At 63.1% G+C, this 19,169-nt stretch carries 14 protein-coding genes; 4 read left to right on the plus strand and 10 right to left on the minus strand.

Annotation, left to right across the window (positions count from 1 at the left end; genetic code table 11):
• Positions 1-82 precede the first annotated feature (82 nt).
• Positions 83-985 (plus strand): alpha/beta fold hydrolase, encoded by a 903-nt coding sequence (locus ACZXDY_RS29030; RefSeq protein WP_028162705.1) that lies wholly within the window; start codon positions 83-85, stop codon positions 983-985.
• A 40-nt stretch (positions 986-1,025) separates the two neighbouring features.
• On the opposite strand, the gene ACZXDY_RS29035 is transcribed toward ACZXDY_RS29030, so the two are convergent.
• From ACZXDY_RS29035 to ACZXDY_RS29065, 7 genes are all read right to left on the minus strand, one after another.
• Positions 1,026-1,733 (minus strand): hypothetical protein, encoded by a 708-nt coding sequence (locus ACZXDY_RS29035; RefSeq protein ID WP_464347859.1) that lies wholly within the window; start codon positions 1,731-1,733, stop codon positions 1,026-1,028.
• A gap of 81 nt (positions 1,734-1,814) precedes the next feature.
• The gene (locus tag ACZXDY_RS29040; protein ID WP_464347860.1) at positions 1,815-4,658 is read right to left on the minus strand and encodes an ATP-binding protein; all 2,844 of its coding nucleotides are present in this window, start codon (positions 4,656-4,658) and stop codon (positions 1,815-1,817) included.
• A gap of 341 nt (positions 4,659-4,999) precedes the next feature.
• Positions 5,000-7,933 carry an ATP-binding protein gene (locus tag ACZXDY_RS29045; protein ID WP_464347861.1) on the minus strand — a complete coding sequence of 978 codons (2,934 nt, stop codon included), beginning with the start codon at positions 7,931-7,933 and terminating at the stop codon, positions 5,000-5,002.
• A 370-nt stretch (positions 7,934-8,303) separates the two neighbouring features.
• Complete coding sequence (locus ACZXDY_RS29050; RefSeq protein ID WP_464347862.1) at positions 8,304-9,359, minus strand: helix-turn-helix domain-containing protein; 1,056 nt, start codon at positions 9,357-9,359, stop codon at positions 8,304-8,306.
• 377 nt (positions 9,360-9,736) lie between these two features.
• Positions 9,737-10,444, minus strand: coding sequence for a hypothetical protein (locus ACZXDY_RS29055; RefSeq protein WP_464347863.1), 708 nt, complete (start codon positions 10,442-10,444; stop codon positions 9,737-9,739).
• Positions 10,445-10,737: 293 nt separating this feature from the next.
• On the minus strand, positions 10,738-11,460 hold the full coding sequence (locus tag ACZXDY_RS29060) for a CBS domain-containing protein (RefSeq protein ID WP_464347864.1): 723 nt from the start codon (positions 11,458-11,460) through the stop codon (positions 10,738-10,740).
• A gap of 79 nt (positions 11,461-11,539) precedes the next feature.
• A complete protein-coding gene (locus ACZXDY_RS29065; protein ID WP_464347865.1) occupies positions 11,540-12,376 on the minus strand; it encodes a universal stress protein in 837 nt (278 codons plus the stop codon).
• 167 nt (positions 12,377-12,543) lie between these two features.
• Here ACZXDY_RS29065 and phbB point away from each other — a divergent pair, with 167 nt between their 5' ends.
• Together phbB and ACZXDY_RS29075 are read left to right on the plus strand one after the other, a co-directional pair.
• Complete coding sequence (gene phbB, locus ACZXDY_RS29070; RefSeq protein WP_464347866.1) at positions 12,544-13,269, plus strand: acetoacetyl-CoA reductase; 726 nt, start codon at positions 12,544-12,546, stop codon at positions 13,267-13,269.
• A gap of 35 nt (positions 13,270-13,304) precedes the next feature.
• A complete protein-coding gene (locus ACZXDY_RS29075; RefSeq protein WP_130228145.1) occupies positions 13,305-13,697 on the plus strand; it encodes a hypothetical protein in 393 nt (130 codons plus the stop codon).
• 112 nt (positions 13,698-13,809) lie between these two features.
• Here the strand turns inward: ACZXDY_RS29075 and ACZXDY_RS29080 are convergent, their stop codons facing one another.
• On the minus strand, positions 13,810-14,358 hold the full coding sequence (locus ACZXDY_RS29080) for a hypothetical protein (protein ID WP_464347867.1): 549 nt from the start codon (positions 14,356-14,358) through the stop codon (positions 13,810-13,812).
• Between the two features lie 134 nt (positions 14,359-14,492).
• Between ACZXDY_RS29080 and ACZXDY_RS29085 the strand changes: the two genes are divergently transcribed.
• Positions 14,493-16,310, plus strand: a complete 1,818-nt coding sequence (locus ACZXDY_RS29085) for a PHA/PHB synthase family protein (protein WP_464347868.1) — start codon at positions 14,493-14,495, stop codon at positions 16,308-16,310.
• Between the two features lie 196 nt (positions 16,311-16,506).
• Here the strand turns inward: ACZXDY_RS29085 and ACZXDY_RS29090 are convergent, their stop codons facing one another.
• Both ACZXDY_RS29090 and ACZXDY_RS29095 read right to left on the minus strand, forming a co-directional pair.
• Positions 16,507-18,057 carry a bifunctional aminoglycoside phosphotransferase/ATP-binding protein gene (locus ACZXDY_RS29090; RefSeq protein ID WP_464347869.1) on the minus strand — a complete coding sequence of 517 codons (1,551 nt, stop codon included), beginning with the start codon at positions 18,055-18,057 and terminating at the stop codon, positions 16,507-16,509.
• Positions 18,054-19,037: a zinc-dependent alcohol dehydrogenase family protein gene (locus tag ACZXDY_RS29095; RefSeq protein WP_464347870.1), complete on the minus strand. Its 984-nt coding sequence runs from the start codon at positions 19,035-19,037 to the stop codon at positions 18,054-18,056. Before ACZXDY_RS29095 ends, ACZXDY_RS29090 begins: the two co-directional genes overlap by 4 nt.
• Positions 19,038-19,169 lie beyond the last annotated feature (132 nt).

Raw genomic sequence — 19,169 nt, forward strand, 5'->3', positions numbered from 1 at the left:
GCATTACGACGGTTCGTCGTTGGTAGCGCACATTCGACGTATATAATTGCAACTGACACCCGCGCATGAGGAGATCCGGCAAATGACGATTCCTGCAGCCGAGACGTTTGGTGCAACCTGGCCCTTTGCGCCGCACTATTTTGACGGGAACGGCTTTCGTATGCATTATATCGACGAGGGCGACGGCGATCCCATCATTTGTCTGCATGGTGAGCCGACCTGGGGCTATCTATATCGACACTTTATTCCGCCGCTTTCTGCGACGCACAGGGTCATCGTTCCCGATCATATGGGCTTCGGCAAAAGCGAGACTCCTCGCGATCGCGAGTATTCGCTGAAAGCCCATGTCGACAACCTTACGAACCTCATCGAAGCGATCGATCTGAGGAACATCACCCTGGTCATGCAGGATTGGGGCGGGCCGATCGGTTCGGCCTTCACGCTGCGACACCCCGACCGCGTCAAGCGCTTGTTCCTCCTCAACACATTGGCGGGCTATGGCAACGCGGAGTTCGACGCGCAGACGCCCTGGTTTCAGTTTGTCCGCAAGCACTACGAAGCCGGCACGCTTGGCGAGGTGTTGGGACATCTGGACGTCAACATTCTCAGCATCATGAAGATCATTGGTCTTGAGAATCTGTCGGCAGTGAATTCCGATTGGCTCGCGGCCTATGGTTCGGCCTTTCCTGCAAGGGAGGACTGTATCGGAGCGATCGAGTTCCCGCTCGATGTGCTGCTCGGTCGGATTATCCCATACGTCGTTGAAGGTTTTCCTCTCGTCGACAATCTGAAGTCAAAGCCAGCAATGCTCGCCGTCGGTATGAAGGACAGAGCTATCTCGCCGGCGGTCCAAATCGCCGACTTCAGGGGAATATGGCCGGACCGGCCCATCATCAAGCTGCCCAATGCCGGCCACTTCAGCCAGGAGGATGCGCCCGATGTTCTCGTCGCACTGATTCAGCTCTTCGTTCAGGGCAAGGAGTAATCGCACACGCGACGCGACGGTCGACACGGCTCGCTGGCTGCTACTCGAACGACGCGTCGAAGATCTCGATGTCGATCAGAGCGGGCTTGGTAACCAGCGTGCCATCGGGCTGACGCGACAGGCATCGGCGGAGCGTGGGAATGACGATGTCGTTGAACTTCTGATGCGCCCAGGTCAGGTGCGCGATTGGCGTGCCCGCGGCCTCGTAGTCCAATCGCCGCTGCAGCCCATCGCTATCGAAGTAGAAGATCTGCTCCCGCGAATGCGTAACGATGGTCGGTGGAAACAGCGCGCGGAGACGCCGCCAGATCTGGCCGCCGGTGTTCCAGGGGGGCAGCTCTTCGGTCTCAATTTCAGGTTGCGCCAGCAGGAAGGGGGTCGTCAGACAGTTCCAGAGCGAGAGGCCGCAAAAATAGGCCAGGCGCAGATCGTCCCACGGCATTTCGTCGTGGTGATCCGAAAATGCTGTCTGCGGGTCGCCACATGAACGCAGGATCTCGCCTTGCAGGCTCTGGATGGCGACCCAGTCGGGCTGAAACAAGCCGCATCTGTCGGGAGCGGTGAAGCCGGTGAATTGCAGCGTCTGGACCTCGGTCGAACCTTCCATGACCATGTCCTTGAGCCGCCCTGCATTGCCGATGCGGGAGAACAGCGCGCCATCGATGGAAAGGTGGACGGTGAATCTCTTCAACCGACGCCATCGTTCCAACCCACCGCAGGCATCGAGGGCGTCATCAAGCAATGCCATTCGCAAATCCCGTCTTCGACCAGCCCCAAAATCGTGCAGGGAGCATGGCCCAGCGCGGGCGAATTTGCGCGTTAGATGTTGTTAGATACCCGCAGTCAACTCATCGAGCAGTAATTTTACGGACCTGAGATCGGCGCTGTCGAGGCCTTCACTGTATCGTGCATAGAGCGGAGCGATCAGTGCATGTGCCTTTGCTGCATTGCCCTGTTCACGCCAGAGCCGTCCCAAGGTGGCGGCCGCCCGCAATTCCCATCCAAGTGCGCCTTGCTCGCGGGACAGCGTGAGTGACTGCATCAGACAGGTTTCGGCCTCGTAAGGACGGGCCGAGGAAGCCAGGATGTATCCCTTGACGCGCAGCATCTCTGGCAGATCGAACGACTGCCCGGCGCTGTCGCGCTGCGCGATCGCCTCATCGATGATGCCGAGCGCCTCCTCGTATTGCCGCACCTGCACCAGGCCTTCGGCGAGCGCTGCCGCGAACACCGTGCTCAGGATCTTGTGCCGGATCTGCCGCAATGTTCCGGCGCCCTGGCGCAGCAGTTCGATGCCGATCTTGGCTTCTCCGCGGCGGATCAACAGTTCGCCCTTCAGTCCGAGCCCCACGGCCTGATAGGGCCCGAGAAAATGCCTGGCCGCATGATTGATGAGACGTTCGATCAGCTTGTCGGCGTCCTCCCAATCGCCGACCCAGAGAAACACGTAGATCGACCATATCAGGCCGATGCCGATGGTGAGCGGCTGCTCTGTGCGCTCGGCCTCGCTGACCGCATATCTCGCCGCCGCGATGGCGCGGTCGGGACGTCCCGTCAGCCAGAGGCTTCGCGCAAGGGCTACCAGCGCAACGATCCGGTCATCATATCCGAGCCGCTGCATGTTGATCTGCAGGCGAGACGGATCATGGGTCGTGGCGCTCTCGCATTGCAAGACGGCATCGTTCTGATTCCCGATCAGGTGGTTGGCGACTCCGAGCATCCACTCCGCGGTACGGATGGCACCGGCATCGTTCAATGTCCTGGCAACCACCGCGCCGCGCTCGCCCATCGCCAGCGCGCCATGATAATCGCCGATCCGGGTCAGATAGATATGAAGCTCTCGCAACAGCCATAGCTGCCAGTGCAGGTCGTTGTGGGACTCTGCCAGTTGCAGGCTGCGGGTGAGGGCCGCATGGACTTCTTCGGTGTTGCCTTGCGTGAACATCAAGGACACGCCAAGCGCGGCCTGAAGCTCCATCTCCTGACGCGGGTCGGCAATTTGCGGATCAAACGCCGTCAGCGCCTGTCGCGCCCAGCGATGGCATTCCGTCAGCAGCGAAAGCTGCAGGAAGAATTGGGCGGCCGCCGCGGCAAGCCCGATTCCGATCGCGCGCTCGCCCTGGTCGGAGAAGCTCCAATCCAACGCCGCGCGGACATTGGCAAGATGATCCGCATAGGGAGTGAAGCTGTCGCCGGTCGAGAATGCTGCCGCTCTCGCCGCGATGCCCGCAAGGAGATCGCGGAAATAGATCGCATGGTTGCGCGATATCCTTGTGGCTTCGCCGCTTTCCGCAAGCTTCTCCGCGGCGAAGGCGCGCGTGGTGTCGAGCAGCCGATAGCGCACCGGCTGAGCCGTAGACGGCAGCGAGATCAGCGACTTTGCCACCAGGTTTGCGATCGCCTCAACCGCCTCGGCTTCGTCGGTCCCATCCTCGGAGGCTACCGCGAGGGCGGCTTCCAGCGTGAAGGTGCCGGCGAACACCGACAGCCTGCGCAGAGTGACGCTTTCGATGGGAGTCAATAGATCGTAGCTCCAGCCGAGCGCCGCGCTCAGCGTCTGATGCCTGGGCACTGCGGTGCGCCGGCCCTGCCACAACAGCGAGAAGCGGCTGTTGAGCAGTGTGGCTATGCCCTGGATTCCATAGGCGTTGACGCGACCGGCGGCGAGCTCGATCGCCAGCGCAATGCCATCGAGCTTGCGGCAGATTTCCGCCACCAGCGGCGCTTCGGCATCGCCGAGCTCGAACCCGCCGAGGCTCGCGGCGATGCGTTCGACAAACAATTGCGCCGCGGGATAGGCCAGCACGTCGGGAGCGGTGATGGCAGCGCGCTCCGGCGGGCAATCCAGCGGAAACAGCCGATGCACCTGCTCGCCTTCGGCGCGCAACGATTCACGGCTGGTTGCCAGGATGGAAACCTCAGGCGCCTCGCGGATGATGCTTTCCGCGAGCATCGCCAGGCTTTCCAAGAGATGCTCGCAACTGTCGAAGATCAACAGCATGCGTTTCTCGCGCAGAAACGCCAGCATGCTGGGCAGCGGATTGTCGGAGGAAACCGAAAGCCCCAATGCCGATGCGAGCGCGCTCGGCGCCAGGCGCTTGTCCCGCAGCGCGCCGAAATCGACGAACCTGACCATTCCGGCAAAAACGGCAAGCTGACGGTGCCCCACCGCCAGGGCGACGGTGGTTTTGCCGATACCGCCCGGTCCGACCACCGTGACCAGGCGGTGGCGGGCGAGCTCGGCGGCAATCGTCTCGACGGTTTCCGTGCGCCCGATCATCCTGGCAATTTGCGCCGGAAGGGGAGGGCTGCCGGCCGGCGTTGCGGCAGGCTTCGTCTCCGCGCGCACGATCGGCGCGGTGAAACAATAGCCGCGACCAGGAACGTTCACGACATATCTCGCGCCGGACGCACTGTCGCCGAGCACCTTGCGCAGCGCGCTGACGTGGAAGCGGAGGCTGCCCTCGTCGACGTTCACATCGGCCCATACCCGGGACACCAATTCCCGTTTGCCGACGACCTCACCGGCGCGTTCGGCGAGGAAGATCAGGATGTCGAGCGCGCGGCCGCCGATATGAACGGGATTGCCGTCCTTTTCGAGCAGTCGCGCTTTCGGCAGCAGTCGGAACGGTCCGAACGCCAGTGCAGATTCGTCGCTATTGTCGCCCTGCACGCGGTACCTGCCTGCTGCGAGAGCCGTCTTTGGCCCAACTATGATTTGTGCCCGGATTAGGGCACCAGTTTGGACGGGATCCGCTCACGGGACAATGCATGGGGAGAGAAGGGGGCCGTCCCGGGGATGGGGCGGGGGGATAGGACGGCCCCCGTGGGCTCGTTGCCTTGGGAAGGGCGCTGCGAGCCGATGGCGCAAGCTGGTGGTCTTGAATGCTTACGCGACAGACCATGGCGGATGGGATGGCTCGGGTCTTTCGGATCTGCACCTTCATTTCGAGTTCGCATGATCGCGGTTGCCGGATAGACGCAGATCGGCGCCAGGCGGATGCGTTCGGTGCCTTATCCCTGAACCGCCAGTCTTGCATCCGTCGACGAATCCAAATGTTGCGCGCTCAGCTCATCCAACAGCGCCCGTGCCGTCTTGAGCGCGCGGCTGTTGAACCCTTCGGTAAAGCGGGCATAGGTCGGGGCGAGGAGCTGCCGCGCCTCGGCAGCGCGATCCTGCCCGAGCCAAAGTCTCGCGAGGCAGGTCGCGGCAACCAGTTCCATGGCGAGCGCCGATTGACGGCGGGCCAGGTCAATCGACTCCTTCAGGCAGCGCTCTGCCTGCACCGGATCGGGGCTTCGTGCGGAGAGCAGCACTTCCGCCTTTGCGCGCAGCAGCTCGGGCATGCAGAACATATCCTTGTTGTGCCCGACGCGGGCGATTGCCAGATCGATCGTATCAAGCGCCTCCTTTTCCCGCCCGATGGTGGCGAGCGCCTGCGCCAGCGCGATGCGGAAATCCGCGAGCGAGCCATATCGATGGCTGTGCATGACTTCGAGCGCGCCCCGCAGCAGCGCAATCCCGGTCTCGACCTGGCCTTGCGCCACCAGGACAACGCCTTTTGTTCCGTAGCCAATCGTCTGGTACGGCCCGAGCGCGTGCTTGCTCGCCTCCAGGATAAGCCTGTCGGCGTATTCTTCGTAGCTCTCCGTTTCCGAGTTCCAGACAAAGATCGAGAATGCCCAAAGCATCGCCATGCAGAGCTTGGCAGGATGACCGATACGCATCGTGTCGGCGATGGCCCGCCGCGCCGTGTCGACCGCCTGATCGGGATATCCCTGAAGCCACAGGATGCGAGCCAGCGTGATTCGTGCGCGACTGAGGTAGTCGTAGTTCAGGGGATCATCGACATCAGGTTCCGAGCCCGGCAATTGCAACAACGCCGACTCCACATAAGACCGCGCCAGCCGCGCGTCTCCGGCAAGATGGCAGGAGACGCCGAGCGCGATCCGCATATGCGCAAGTTTAATGCGGTCGCCGTGATCGGACGCGACGGCTTCGCCGCGTGTGGCGAGCGCCAGCGCTTCCGTGAAATTTCCTGCCCTCATCTGGAATACGTGAACCCGCTCGATCAGGCGAAGCTGGCTGGGAACGTCGCCGATCTCTTCGGCTATTCGAAGCGCTCGCATCAGAAAAGCGTGAACGTCGTCGGTGGTCCCCTTCGTGAGCAACAGCGCCAGGCCCAGGGCGGCGTGAAGGTCGAGGTCGTATTTCAGGCTGTGATTTGCCACGTCAAGCTGTGCGATCGCGCGCTTGGCCCAGAGCTGGCACTCGGCGAACAGGGACAGTTTGAGGAAAAACGGCATGGCCGCTGCGGCCAGCGCGACGCCCGTTGCGCGGTCGCCGCGTTCGGAGAAGCACCAGGTCAGCGCCGCGCGTATGTTTCCGAACTGGTCCGCGATCGCCGCAAATCGGTTCGCTTCCGATGATGGGACCGAGCCGCTACCGATCTCTTGCAGCAGATGCAGGAAATAGCGGGCATGCCGCCGCGCCGTCGCATCGGCATCCATGCTGGCGGCAAGCCGTTCCAGGGCATAGGCCCGTGCCGTGTCGAGCAATCTGTATCGCGTTGATGTGCCGCTCGCGCTTGCCGCAAGCATGCATTTCGCCACCAGGCTGGCAACGGCCGCGATCACCTGCCCGTCGTCGGCGTCCTCTGCGCCAGCAACCGAGCGCGCGGCTTCCAAGGTGAAGCTGCCGGCGAACACGGCCGCTCGCCGCAGCACCATGCGCTCGGGCTCCGACAGCAATTTGTAACTCCAGTCGAGCGTCGCGCGCAGGGTCTGATGCCGTGGCAGCACGGCATGCTGTCCCTCGCCCAGGAGCTTGAATGCGTCGTTCAAGAGCGCGACCGTGTCCTTGATATTGGAGGCACTGGCGCGGCTGGCGGCGAGCTCGATCGCCAGTGCGATGCCATCCAGCCTGCGGCAGATCTCGCCAACCAGGCGCGCGTCCGCGTCGCTCAACTCGATGAGATGTCCGCCGCTCGCAGCCGCGCGCTCCACAAATAGCTGGACCGCAGGAAAGGCAAGTGCCTGTGCGGCCGTCAGGCCGGCGTCATCAGGCGGGCTCAAGAGCGGCTGCAGACGGTGAACATGCTCGCCCTCGACCCGCAGCGACTCCCGGCTGGTGGCCAGGATATGGAGCTGCGGCGCCTCCGCATAGAGCCGCTCGGCCAGCGCGGCCGATGTCTCGATCACATGCTCGCAACAATCCAGGATCAGCAGCATCCGCCTGTCGCGGAGCAGGTTCACCAGACTGTCCGATGGATCACCAGCCTGGCCGAGGAGGCCGAGCGCCGAGGCGACGACATTTGGAACGAGTGCGGGATCATGGAGTGTCCCAAAGTCGAGGAAGCGGACCGCACCGGCGAACGCTTCGAGCAATTCATGGCCGACGGAGACCGCCACCGTGGTCTTGCCGACGCCGCCGGGGCCGACGACGGTGACGAAACGCTCGCTCCTCAATTTGGCCGATATGTCGCGAACGGTCTGGTCGCGTCCCACCATCCGCATCGGCCGCGCCGGCAGATTGTGGGCCGGTTCGGAGTTCGGCCCGATCGAGGACTGCTCCTGATTACTCGGATGCGAAAGCCGTCCGACGAAACAGTAGCCCTGCCCCGAAACGGTGGTCAGGTATCTCGCGCCGGCCTCGCCGTCGCCGAGCGCTTTCCGAAGGCCCGCGACCTGCACCCTGAGGCTGCCTTCATCGACGATGATGTCGGGCCACACCTTGGCCAAGAGGTCATTCTTGCTGACCACCGTGCCGGCACGCTCGACCAGGGCGATCAAAAGATCAAGCGCCCGGCCGCCGAGCTGAATCGGAGTGCCGTCCTTCTCCAGCGTTCTTTGCCCTGCATGCAGCCGAAACGGACCGAAGCAAACGGTCTCCGGCGCGGCCGAATCCCGACCGGCCTCGCGGACGGCGCGTTGCGTGCGGTCGCCCATGTTCGGGACCTCAATCAAGCAGGTGGCCGACGCTCTCCGTCCCTCACCGCATCAGCTTGATGCGCACCGGAGCAACACGTCGCGGTGCCCGTCCGAACTCCAAATGACCTGAGATCGTCGAGGGACCAATCCAGCGCATCATATTGCTTTCCGAACGCCTAGCAACCTTAGCCAAAGGTGTTACAGGATAGCCAAAGGTGTTACCCGACAGCGCTGTGTCCGATAGATCGAAATAGGAATAATATCGCGCCGCGCGGCAAAAGCATGCGCACGCGAGCTGCCACGGCCATGATGCCGATTTTCAATCGAATGATTGCAAGCGAGTATGGGGCGGCCGGTGTCGCAATTTGCGACACGGCCTCAGGTGCTGTCACAGCGAGGGGTGACCGCCGGCGGCAATGAGATGATCCGCGCGCCGTACTTGAGCCCGTGGCCGGCCGAACGGGATCTTGGTCCGGACGCTCTGGTCGATCGGCGAGGGCGATGCGCTTCGGCTGGCGGTTCGCCAGCGCGCCGGCGTTTCCCCGGTGATGCGCTTGAAGACAGTCGAGAAATGCGCCTGGGTGCAGAAGCCCACTGCCAATGCGACCTCGGCCAGGGGCGTCTCGCCGTCGGAGAGGATCCATTTCGCGCGCTCGACGCGCCGGTGCAGCAGATACTCGCGCGGACGAAAGCCTGTCGCCGCCCGGAACTGGGCCGCAAAATGCATGCGGGACAGGCCGGCGGCCTTGGCCAGATCGGCAAGACTGACGCTGCGATGATAGTTTGCGTTGACGTACTCTTCGACCCGCCTGAGCCGCCATTTCGGCAGCGCGTTGACCTTGCTCCGCGGCGTCTCGAGTCGGGCGATATGCATGGCCAGCGTTTGACCAATGCAGCGGGTGAAAGCCGGGTCCCTGGCATTGCCGCGCTCGATCAGCGCCCTGCCGAGCTGCTCGGCAAAGGAGTCCCGCAGCAGGATGAGGTCGCCGAGATCCTCGCCGGTCGCACAGGGCTCGGCCGCGGCGCGGTGCCCGTGAAGATAGTCGGCCGAGACATGGAAGTGCAGGAAGTCGTAGGGGGCGTGAAACTGCGCACCAAGCTGGGTCGAAGGCGCCGTGACGTGCAGCGTGCCCGCCGGCATGACCCCGTCGAAAATGATCTGCCGCCCCCGTGTCAGGGTGAGGCGCGTGCTCTTCAGGGCGATCGCCACCACATATCGACCGGGCGGCGTTGCCGCCTCCTCGTATCGGGAGCCGGTTTGCGAACCCGCCCAGCGCGAAATCGCGATCTCCCCGATCGCAGCCGCATCATCCTGTTTCAGGTCGCGCCACTTGTGCTCCTGGCGGAGCCCTTCGGCATCAGGATGGACGTGGTGCGATTCCGAGCCGACCGGGAGGCTGACGTGAGGATGGCTCAGCCTCTCGTTGATAGCCTGCGTAAGCATCGCTCATCCTTTCTAGTTTCGGTCGGCATCGCCTGCGACCGAGGAACTCTGCGAATGCAACAGTTGCAATTCTGAAGAGCATATGCCCTTCGCGCTATGATGCCCGTTATAGATGCTTAGCGGGTGTTAGATATTGCAAATGGCGGCAGCGTGCTCGCCTCCGCGTCGAGGCGAATTTGCTTTAGTTCTGAGAGAGTTGGCCGCGGATAAAGCCGTGAGGGAAGTCGTTAGTATGCCCGTTCTATACCTTCGTATAGCTTTCGGGTTATCCGCCTCAACGCATGGGCCGCCAGACAATTTGCTTCGCTTCTGAAGAAAAAATATCCGACCATATTGTAGGGATTGTCAGGCATCCCTTGCGATGCCGCCGCTTGGCGTCACATCGACAATAGCGTGGTCGTCGTCATCTGCGTCTTGCGCATCCAGGCGATCGGCAAGGTGAATTGAAGCGAGCTGGAAATGCGGGACGTGACCTGATCCTGCAACTTCAATAAATCGGCCGCGCTTCCGTCGAAGCGATCCGCCCACAACTGCTCGCCGTTTTCGGCGTCGACCAGCCGCGCATTGATGCGAAGCTGGTCGGCGGAGCGAAGCACCGAACCGAGCAGCAGGTAGCGGACATTCAGCTCCTGACCGATCCGTTTGGGATCGATCCTCTGGTTTCTGTCTGTCAGTGCCGAGCCGCCGGTGATGACGACAAGAGCCGGGATGTTGACGGATAAGTCCGTCGTCAGGTTCTCGACGACGGCGTCGCCGAAATAATCCTGCGCCGGATCGCCGCTGAGATTCTCGAAGGGCAGCACGGCAATGGAGAGGCGCGGCGCCGGCATCACCACTTGCCTGCGGCTGATCCAGTCATTGAGCGCCTTGTAGGTCGTCCAATAGCCGGTCAGGCCGCCCAATACGGTGCCCACCGCGGCGAGCCCGGCTATTCCCGTGACGATGCGCCTTGTGCGTTGATGCCAACGCGGCGCAAAGCGCCATATATGCGCGATACCCAGCGCCCGCTCCGACGAGATGTTCGAGCTGCCGGCCGTTGTTGTTGTTGTTGTCTCGCGGTCAAATGCTCGCCCATCGTTGAGCATGGCGATAGTCCGATCCTGAACGAATTTCCGTGCGGCGATTGTATTGAAGCCGCACCCATATCTACACGAAGGGTACGTCAGCCGATAAGGCTTCGCCAGAATGGGCAAGAACTTTTCGTTCGATCCGGAATGTCGGCCGTACTTTTTCGATATGCGCTTGCCATCGATCCCAGACGATCGATCCTGCAGCGCCCCCGTTGCGTGCATTTCCGAAAGAGATCGGCCGCTTTCGAAAGATCGCTTCACGAGGCGTAGTTAGATATCACGGAATCGGCAGCGCTCCCGGGGGCGGTTCACCTCGCCGCACTGACGTCTTCCGGCGGCTCCACATAGTACCCCGAATAAGTATCCACGAAGCAGAGGTGATCGTGGACCGCCTTAACGCCGGCGGTGTTCTCGGCGAGAACGATGGCCGCCTTGCGCGTGCTGTCGTCGAAGATGACGCCATGGAGATGAACCACGCCGTTGCGCACGGTGACCTGGAAGCCGGCGGGTCGCCAGTCTGTGCCCTGGATCTGACGCAGGATACGATCGCGGATATGCTGGTCGTCAGCGGTCGGGTCGGGAATTTCCTTGGCAAGGCTCGCGACCGCCTGAAGGATGTTGGCGCGCGTGATGATGCCGACGAGCATCTTGCCGCTCATCACCGGCAGGCGCTTCACGCGCCTCTTTTCCATGATGCGCACGAGCTCGTCCAAGGGCGTCTGCTCGTCCACCGTGATCGGATCCGGCGTCATGACGTCTTCGACGTGACGCCCGCGTTCATGCACGAAATCGATCGCCGCGCGGCCGGGCCCAGCGAAGAACTGCAGCCAGCCCGGGCGCCGGCGGCCGGTGCCGATCTCGCCGCGGCAAAGGAAGTCGCTCTCGGAGACGATGCCCTTGAGCATGCCGTCTTCGCCCATCACCGGCAGGCCGCTCAGGTGACAGCGCAGCATGATGTTGGCGGCATCCATGATGGATGCATGAGGGCTGACGGTGATGACGTCCCTGGTCATGATCTGGTGGGCGCGCACGGCATGTGTCTCGAATCCAGAGCGTTTTCAAGCGAAGTGGATACCGGTTCGCGTAAAGAAAACGCGTCAAACAAAGAATCTAATGCGACATCAGCGTCGGAACGGTCATGCAGCGCAGCATGTCGCGCGTGACGCCGCCGAGTACGGTTTCCTTGAGGCGCGAATGCCCGTAGCCGCCCATCACCAGGAGATCGAGCGACTCATCGGCCGCGAGCGACAGGATGCCCGGCTGGATCTCGGCATCATCCATCCTGAGCGAAGTCAGATGGACCGGGACGTCGACATGCGCCAGGTATCGCGCGAGATGGGTCGGCGACGCCTCGCTCGGCACGTTGTCGTCTTCGTTGACGGTGATGACCGTCAGCGTCTCTGCCGCCTTCAGGAAGGGCATGGCGTCGTGCAGGGCGCGTGCCGCAACGCGGCTGCCATCCCAGCAGATGCCGATCCGCTTTGCCGTGAACGCGCCCTTGAATGTGTAAGGCATGAACAGCACCGGGCCGCCGGCCTCGAACAGCGTTTCCTGGGCGAGCTTGTTGTCAAAGGTGTCGCGATCGACCTCGGGCTGCGACACGATCGTCAGGTCGTGCAGCCGCGCGGCCGCGCCGACAATCTCGACCGCCTCGCCCGGAAGCGCGCTGAGGGCGCGACAGCGGTAGGTGATGCCTGCATTCCTGGCCTGCGCCTCGAACATGCGCAACGCGCCGTCAGCGCGCTCAAACGCGCGCTGACGCTCGATCTCATTGATCGAGCCGACCGCGGCGCCGCCTTCCGCCGTCATCGGTATGCTGCTTGCCTCGTAGCCTATCGCCAGCGCTTCAAGTTCGGCTTTGGACGTGGCCGCGAGCGATATCGAGCCATCGGCGACCGGACGCGTCGACAATTCCGTGGGCACCAGCACCAGAATGTTCTTGTACATGAATCTCTCCCTGATGACGGACGAAAGCCGCCTGCGGGCGCTTCCCGTCGTTGGCGAACTCACTATGTCAGCGCAGTTTCCTCCCCTTGTTGACCCACATCAAAGGGCGTTTGGCCTCCCTTCTTTATTGGTTCACGGCCAGGTTGCAGAGGCAAGGGAGGATCGACATGGGACGCGTTGCGTTGGTTACGGGCGGCGTTCGGGGCATTGGCGCCGCGATCGCCCGGGCGCTTCAATCGGAAGGTTACCGCGTGGCGGCGACCTATGCCGGCAATACCAAGGCGGCCGAGGCGTTTCACGCTGAAACAGCTATACCGGTGTTTCAATGGGACGTCGGCGATTTCACCGCCTGCGGCGCCGGCGTGAAGCGGGTGGAAGCCGCGCTCGGTCCGATCGACATTCTCGTCAACAATGCCGGCATCGTGCGCGACAGCAGCCTGCAGAAGATGACGAAGGCGCAATGGGACGCGGTGATCAATACCGACCTCAACGCCTTGTTCAACATGTGCCGATCCGTGATCGAGGGCATGCGGTCGCGCAGGTTCGGCCGCATCGTCAACATCGCCTCGATCAACGGCCAGAAGGGCCAGTTCGGACAGACCAATTATTCGGCCGCGAAGGCCGGCGAGCTTGGCTTCACGCGGGCGCTTGCGCTCGAGAGCGCGAAGGTCGGCATCACCGTCAACGCGATCTGTCCCGGCTATACCCACACCGAGATGCTGGATGCGGTCTCGCCGGAGGTCATAAAGGATGTGATCCTGCCGCAGATTCCGGTCGGCAGGCTCGGTCGGCCCGAGGAGATCGCGCGCGCCGTCGTCTTTCTCGCCGCCGACGAGGCCGGCTTCATCACCGGCTCGACGCTGTCGATTAATGGCGGCCAATATATGAGCTGAGCCATCGAACACCATCACTGACGCAAGGAGAAGCAATGTCCAGCTCTGCGACACGAACTACGACCGCGACGCATGCGCATGCGGTCGTTTGGATCGATCATCTCACCGCAAAGATCTTCTCGATGGGCCTCACGGGCGTGGATTCCATCGTGGTGCCGGCGCATCTGTCCTCGACCCATCTTCACCACAAGGCCAACAGCATCGGCTCAGGCAAGGTCGAGAGTGATCCCGCTTTCCTGGTCAGCGTGGGGCAGGTGCTGCAGAATTGCACCGACGTCCTGATCATGGGGCCGGGGAACGAGAAGACCGAGCTGCTGCATCATCTGCAGGACACCTACCCGAACATCATCCTTCGCGTCGAGGCGAGTGATCACCCGACCGACAAGGAGATCATCGCCCGCGGCAAGGAATTTTTCGGCTTCGCGTGAATTTGGAGCGCGCTGCGGACCTCACCTCTCCCGCTTGCGGGAGAGGTCGCTGCGCCTTGGCGCAGCGGGTGAGGGCTCTCTCCACTCAGGGAATCCCAATGCGGAGACACCCTCACCCCAGCTCTCTCCCGCAAGCGGGAGAGGGAGTGCAGCATCCATTGCGGATGCAATTCACCACGCTCCCGTCGAGCGCCGTCGGCGGCGCGTTGGTGGCGAGCTCGGCAGCAATCACGCCGAAGCGCGTTCGATGGCCGGTTTCGACGATCAGCATCACGGCGCCGCTGACCACGCTGGTCCCGGCAAAGAGCGCGTTGCTTGCTTCAGCGGGCAGGGTGCCGCGCATGGCGCGGTGGTCTTGCTCGCCGGAAACGGCTCGCCCGTCATCAAGGCCTCGTTGACCTGCAGTTCGTGCGCGTCCAGCACGATCCCGTCCGCCGGCACGAGGTCTCCCGGTGCGGAGGTGAACGACGTCGCCCGGCACCAGCTCGCTGACGGGAAGGGAGACGATAGCCCCGTCGCGCACGACGTCGGCCTGGATCGCCACCGACTGCCGCAACGCTTCGGCGGTCAGTTCGGCGCGGTGCTCCTGGACGATGTCGAGCGTTAAGGACATGCCGATCACGAGCACGATGATGACGAAACTGCCGATGTCGCCGCTCATGCCGATAACCCATGGGCGCTTGCTGCATGCGGTTCGGACCGCCCGATCCATGCGGGAGGCCGTGGCAAACCAGTTTGACGCAGCTCAAACCGTCGCTGGCGGCACTAGCGTAAATGGAGTCAATGGAGGTTGGTATGACAAGCCAGGCCATGGATTCCAAAGTCATTCCATTCGAGCCGGTCAAGCCGCCGTTGCAAGTCGGCGCGGCGGTCCCCGCGGTACCAGCACCGTCCGAGCCGGTATCGGCGTTCGACGTGATCGATCACCTCGCCCATGCCGTGATCGCCCGCTGGACTGGTGGCCTGTCTCCCGCCGCGCTTACGCTGGCGCTGCTCGACTGGCAGCTCCATTTGGCAATCTCGCCGGGCAAGCGGTTGACGCTTGCACGGGATGTGATCCGCGACGCGATGCAGTTTTTTGAGACACTCGCGAACCCGCATCCGGTCTATCGCACCTGGGGCCTGATCGCGCCGGCGCCGACCGACCGGCGGTTTTCCGAGCCGGACTGGGAATTGCCGGCCTTCAACATGCTGGCGCAGGCGTTCCTGCTGACCGAGCAGTGGTGGCAATCGGCCACCACCGATGTCCATGGCGTGGCGCGGCAGGATGCGGCGATTGCGGATTTCGCGATCCGGCAGTGGCTGGACGTGCTGGCGCCGACGAATTTCGCGCTGACCAATCCCGAAGTGCTGCGCAAGATCATGGAGACCGGCGGCGGCAATTTCGTCGGCGGCCTGCACAATTGGCTGGAGGATTGGAAGGCGCTGGTGACCGGTCACGGGCCGGAACATAGGTTCGTCGTTGGACAGAACGTCGCTGTCACCAAGGGCAAGGTGGTCTACCGCAACGAATTGATCGAGCTGATCCAGTATTCGCCGACCACATCGCAAGTCCGGCCCGAACCGATCCTGATCGTGCCGGCCTGGATCATGAAATATTACATCCTCGATCTGTCGCCGCACAATTCGCTGGTGCGTTTCCTGGTCGAGAACGGCTTTACCGTGTTCATGATCTCCTGGCGCAACCCGACGCCCGAGGACCGCAACATCAGTCTCGAGGACTATCGCCGGCTCGGCGTCGATGCCGCGATCGAGGTCATCAACCGGATCGTCCCCGGCCAGCCCATTCACGCCACCGGCTATTGCCTCGGCGGCACGCTATTGTCGATCGCGGCGGCGCGGCTGAGCAAGGAGAAGCCGGACTGCCTGCGCACCGTGACGCTGCTGGCCGCGCAGACCGACTTCACCGAGGCCGGCGAACTCACGCTCTTCATCAACGAAAGCCAGGTCTCGTTCCTCGAGGATATGATGTGGCAGCGCGGCGTGCTCGAGACCACGCAGATGGCCGGCGCCTTTCAGATGCTGCGTTCCAACGACCTGATCTGGTCGCGGATGATCCGCGACTACCTGATCGGAGAGCGGCAGCCGCTCAGCGACCTGATGGCATGGAATGCGGATGCAACACGCATGCCCTATCGGATGCATTCGGAATATCTCCGCCAGCTCTTCCTCGACAACGACCTTGCCGAAGGGCGTTATCGCGTCGACGGCAAGCCGATCTCGCTGTCCGATCTGCATGCGCCGATGTTCGTCGTCGGTACGCTTCGCGATCACGTCGCTCCCTGGAAATCGACCTTCAAGATCCATTTCCTCGCCGATGCCGATACGACGTTCGTGCTCACGAACGGCGGACACAATGCCGGCGTCGTCGCGGCGCCCAACGAGCCGTGGCATTCGTACCAGGTCCTGACCAAGCTGAAGGACGGCCTCTATATCGGGCCGGATGAATGGCTGAAGGTCGCGCCAAAGCGCGAAGGCTCCTGGTGGCACGAATGGGTCGCGTTCCTGAATGCCCATTCCGGCGAACCGGTTGCGCCGTCACCCATGGGCGGCGCCGGCAAGGACGCCACCGCGCTGGAGGATGCGCCCGGCCGATACGTGCTGCAGCACTAGTGGCCTGGTTACGGCGCGAACCCCGCGTCACCTCGCCCGCTTGCGGGGAGAGGTCGAAATTCAAGCGTAGCTTGAATTTCGGGTGAGGGGGAGTCTCTGCGAGTCCGTCGGTCAACGTCTGCGTGGAGAGAGCCCCTCACCCCAACCCTCTCCCCGTAAGAACGGGGAGAGGGAGAAGGACCGTCATCGCTCCGATCTAGTCCTCTAGTACGTCACCCCGCGGAAGATGCGGGATGCTTTGCTCCAATGTCTCCTCCGGCGTTCCCGACGCATCGACGATCGTCCAATCGATTGCGCCGGTGTCGATGCTGTCCTGAAACAGCGCCACGTCCTGGGTTGCGTCGGAGGCGTCATTCCGGCGTGCGCCGATGCGTGCGAGGCGGATGGAGGTCTCGGCAACAAGGAATATCCCGAAGAAATCGACGCCGCAGGAGGCCGCAAGCGGGCGAAGCTGGTTTCGCTCGTCTTCCTTCAGGAACGCTGCGTCGACCAGCGCGGAAAATCCCTGCGCCAGCATAGCTCGCGCGCGATCGAGCATTGCGTCATAAACGCGCTCGGACGTTCCGGGCGCGTACGCCGACTCGGGGAGCTTGACCAGCGGGCCGACTCCGAAGATCTCCTTGCGGATCACGTCCGAGCGCAGCAACACCGCGCCGGGTGCAGGCTGGACCAGTCCGGCGATGGCGCGTGCCAGCACGCTCTTGCCGGTGCCTGAGCGGCCGCCGACCGCGATCAGCGACGGCTTTCCCGGCGCGATCAGATCGCCTGCGAGTTCGAAATACGACTGCGCATCCGACAGCACGGCGGCGCCGCCGCCTTGCGCATGCTTGGTCAGGAGCACATTGGCTCTGATTGCCGCGCGGATGGACAGGAACAGCGGCAGCAAGGCAAGCGCGCCGGCGTTCTGCTGCCACGTGGCCTGCAGATAGGAGTTCAACAGCCGGTTCGCGGCAGCACGGTTGCCGAAATGCAAGAGGTCCATCAGCGGAAAGGCGAGGTCATAGAGCACATCCGTGGTGGCGATGACGGGGTCGAATTCGATCGCATCGAACAGGCGCGGCTTGCCATCGATCATCACGATGTTGCCGAGATGCGCGTCGCCATGGCATCGGCGCACCCTACGAGCGGCGGCGCGCTGCTCGAGAAGCACCTTGTTCTTGGTGAGCAGATCGCAGCTCAGCAGATGCAGGCGCTCGACCTCGGCGCTTGCAAGTGCGGGATGGCTGCGAAACGCTGTCGTGTTGCGTTCGATGATGCCGGGGAGCGAGGCGAGCCAGGTCTCGCCATCCGAAACCGGTGCGCTGTCGTGGGACGCGGCGATCGCCTCGGCCAGCGGCTCGGCTAATTTTGGCGTGATCTCGCCTCGAACCGCCAGATGGTCGAACGTCTGGTTCTCGTCGAACCGGGCCATCTCGACCGCCCACTCGATGACGTCTCCCTTGCCGCCGATTTCGGGGCCAGCTTCGCCTTCCGTGATCGGCACCACGCCGCGATAGATTTCCGGCGCGAAACGCCGATTGATGGCGATCTCCTCCTCGCAGGCGTGCTTGCGTTTGTCGAGCGAGGAGTAATCCAGATAGGGCAGCCGCACCGCACGCTTGACCTTGTAGACGCGGTCGGGCTTCAGGAACACGATCGAGCCGTGCGTGTCGACGCGACGGGTATCATGCCCGCCGGACGGCTTGCCGAGAAAATCCAGCACGCGGTCCTGGTCGGTCGTGCCTTGATGCGAGGACGGTGGCGTCATGGCCGCAGCACCGCCGCGCCGACCAGATTGCCACTGCGCAGGTGCGCCAGCGCCTCATTGGCCTGATCCAGAGGAAAGGTGGTCGTCGTCGTCTTGATGTTCGCCTCGCGCGCCACTTTCAGAAAATCCCTGCCGTCCTGGCGTGTCAGATTGGCGACCGAGACGATCTGCCGCTCCTCCCAGAGAATATCATAAGGAAAGGACGGAATGTCCGACATGTGGATGCCGGCGCAGACCACGCGGCCGCCTTTGCGTAAAGCGCGCAACGCCTGCGGCACCAAGGCGCCGACAGGGGCATAGATAATGGCGGCGTCGAGTTCGGCCGGCGGCCTGTCGCCAGAAGCGCCCGCCCAATCGGCGCCAAGCGACAGGGCGAGTTGTTGCGCCTCCGTATCGCCGTCGCGCGTGAAGGCGAAGATCTCGCGGCCTTGCCAGCGCGCGACCTGAGCGATGATGTGGCCCGCCGCGCCGAAGCCGTAGATGCCGAGGCGCTTGCCGTCGCCGGCCATCACCAGCGAGCGCCAGCCGATCAGGCCGGCGCAGAGCAGCGGCGCCAGCGCGACATCGTCGCCGTCCTCGCCGAGCGGAAAGCAATAGCGCGCATCGGCGATGAGGTGGCTCGCAAACCCGCCATCGCGCGTGTAGCCGGTGAAGCGCGGATAATCGCAGAGATTCTCCTTGCCCTCGCGGCAATAAGGGCAGGTGCCACAGGTGAAGCCGAGCCAGGGCACGCCGACGCGCGCACCTGGCGCGAGGCCGTCAACGCCTTCGCCGAGCAGATCGACCCGGCCGACGACCTCGTGACCGGGAATGATGGGATAACGGATGTCAGGCAATTCGCCGTCGACGACATGCAGGTCGGTGCGGCAGACGCCGCAGGCGGAAACTTTGAGGCGCACCTCGCCCGGTCCGGGCAACGGATCGGGACGCTGCTCACGCACGAGCGGCCTGTTGGGTGCTTGAAGAAGCATGGCGTACATCAAAAATCCCTCTCTGTGGCCACAAGGGAAACGTGCTTACCTGTGCGCGTTATTTCCAGTCTGCCGCGCATGTGCCGGGTCTTGCTTGATTTCGCTCAACGCCGTCCTTCGGCCAGGCCGTAAAGTTCCGAC

The organism is Bradyrhizobium sp. LeoB3 (assembly GCF_055456055.1).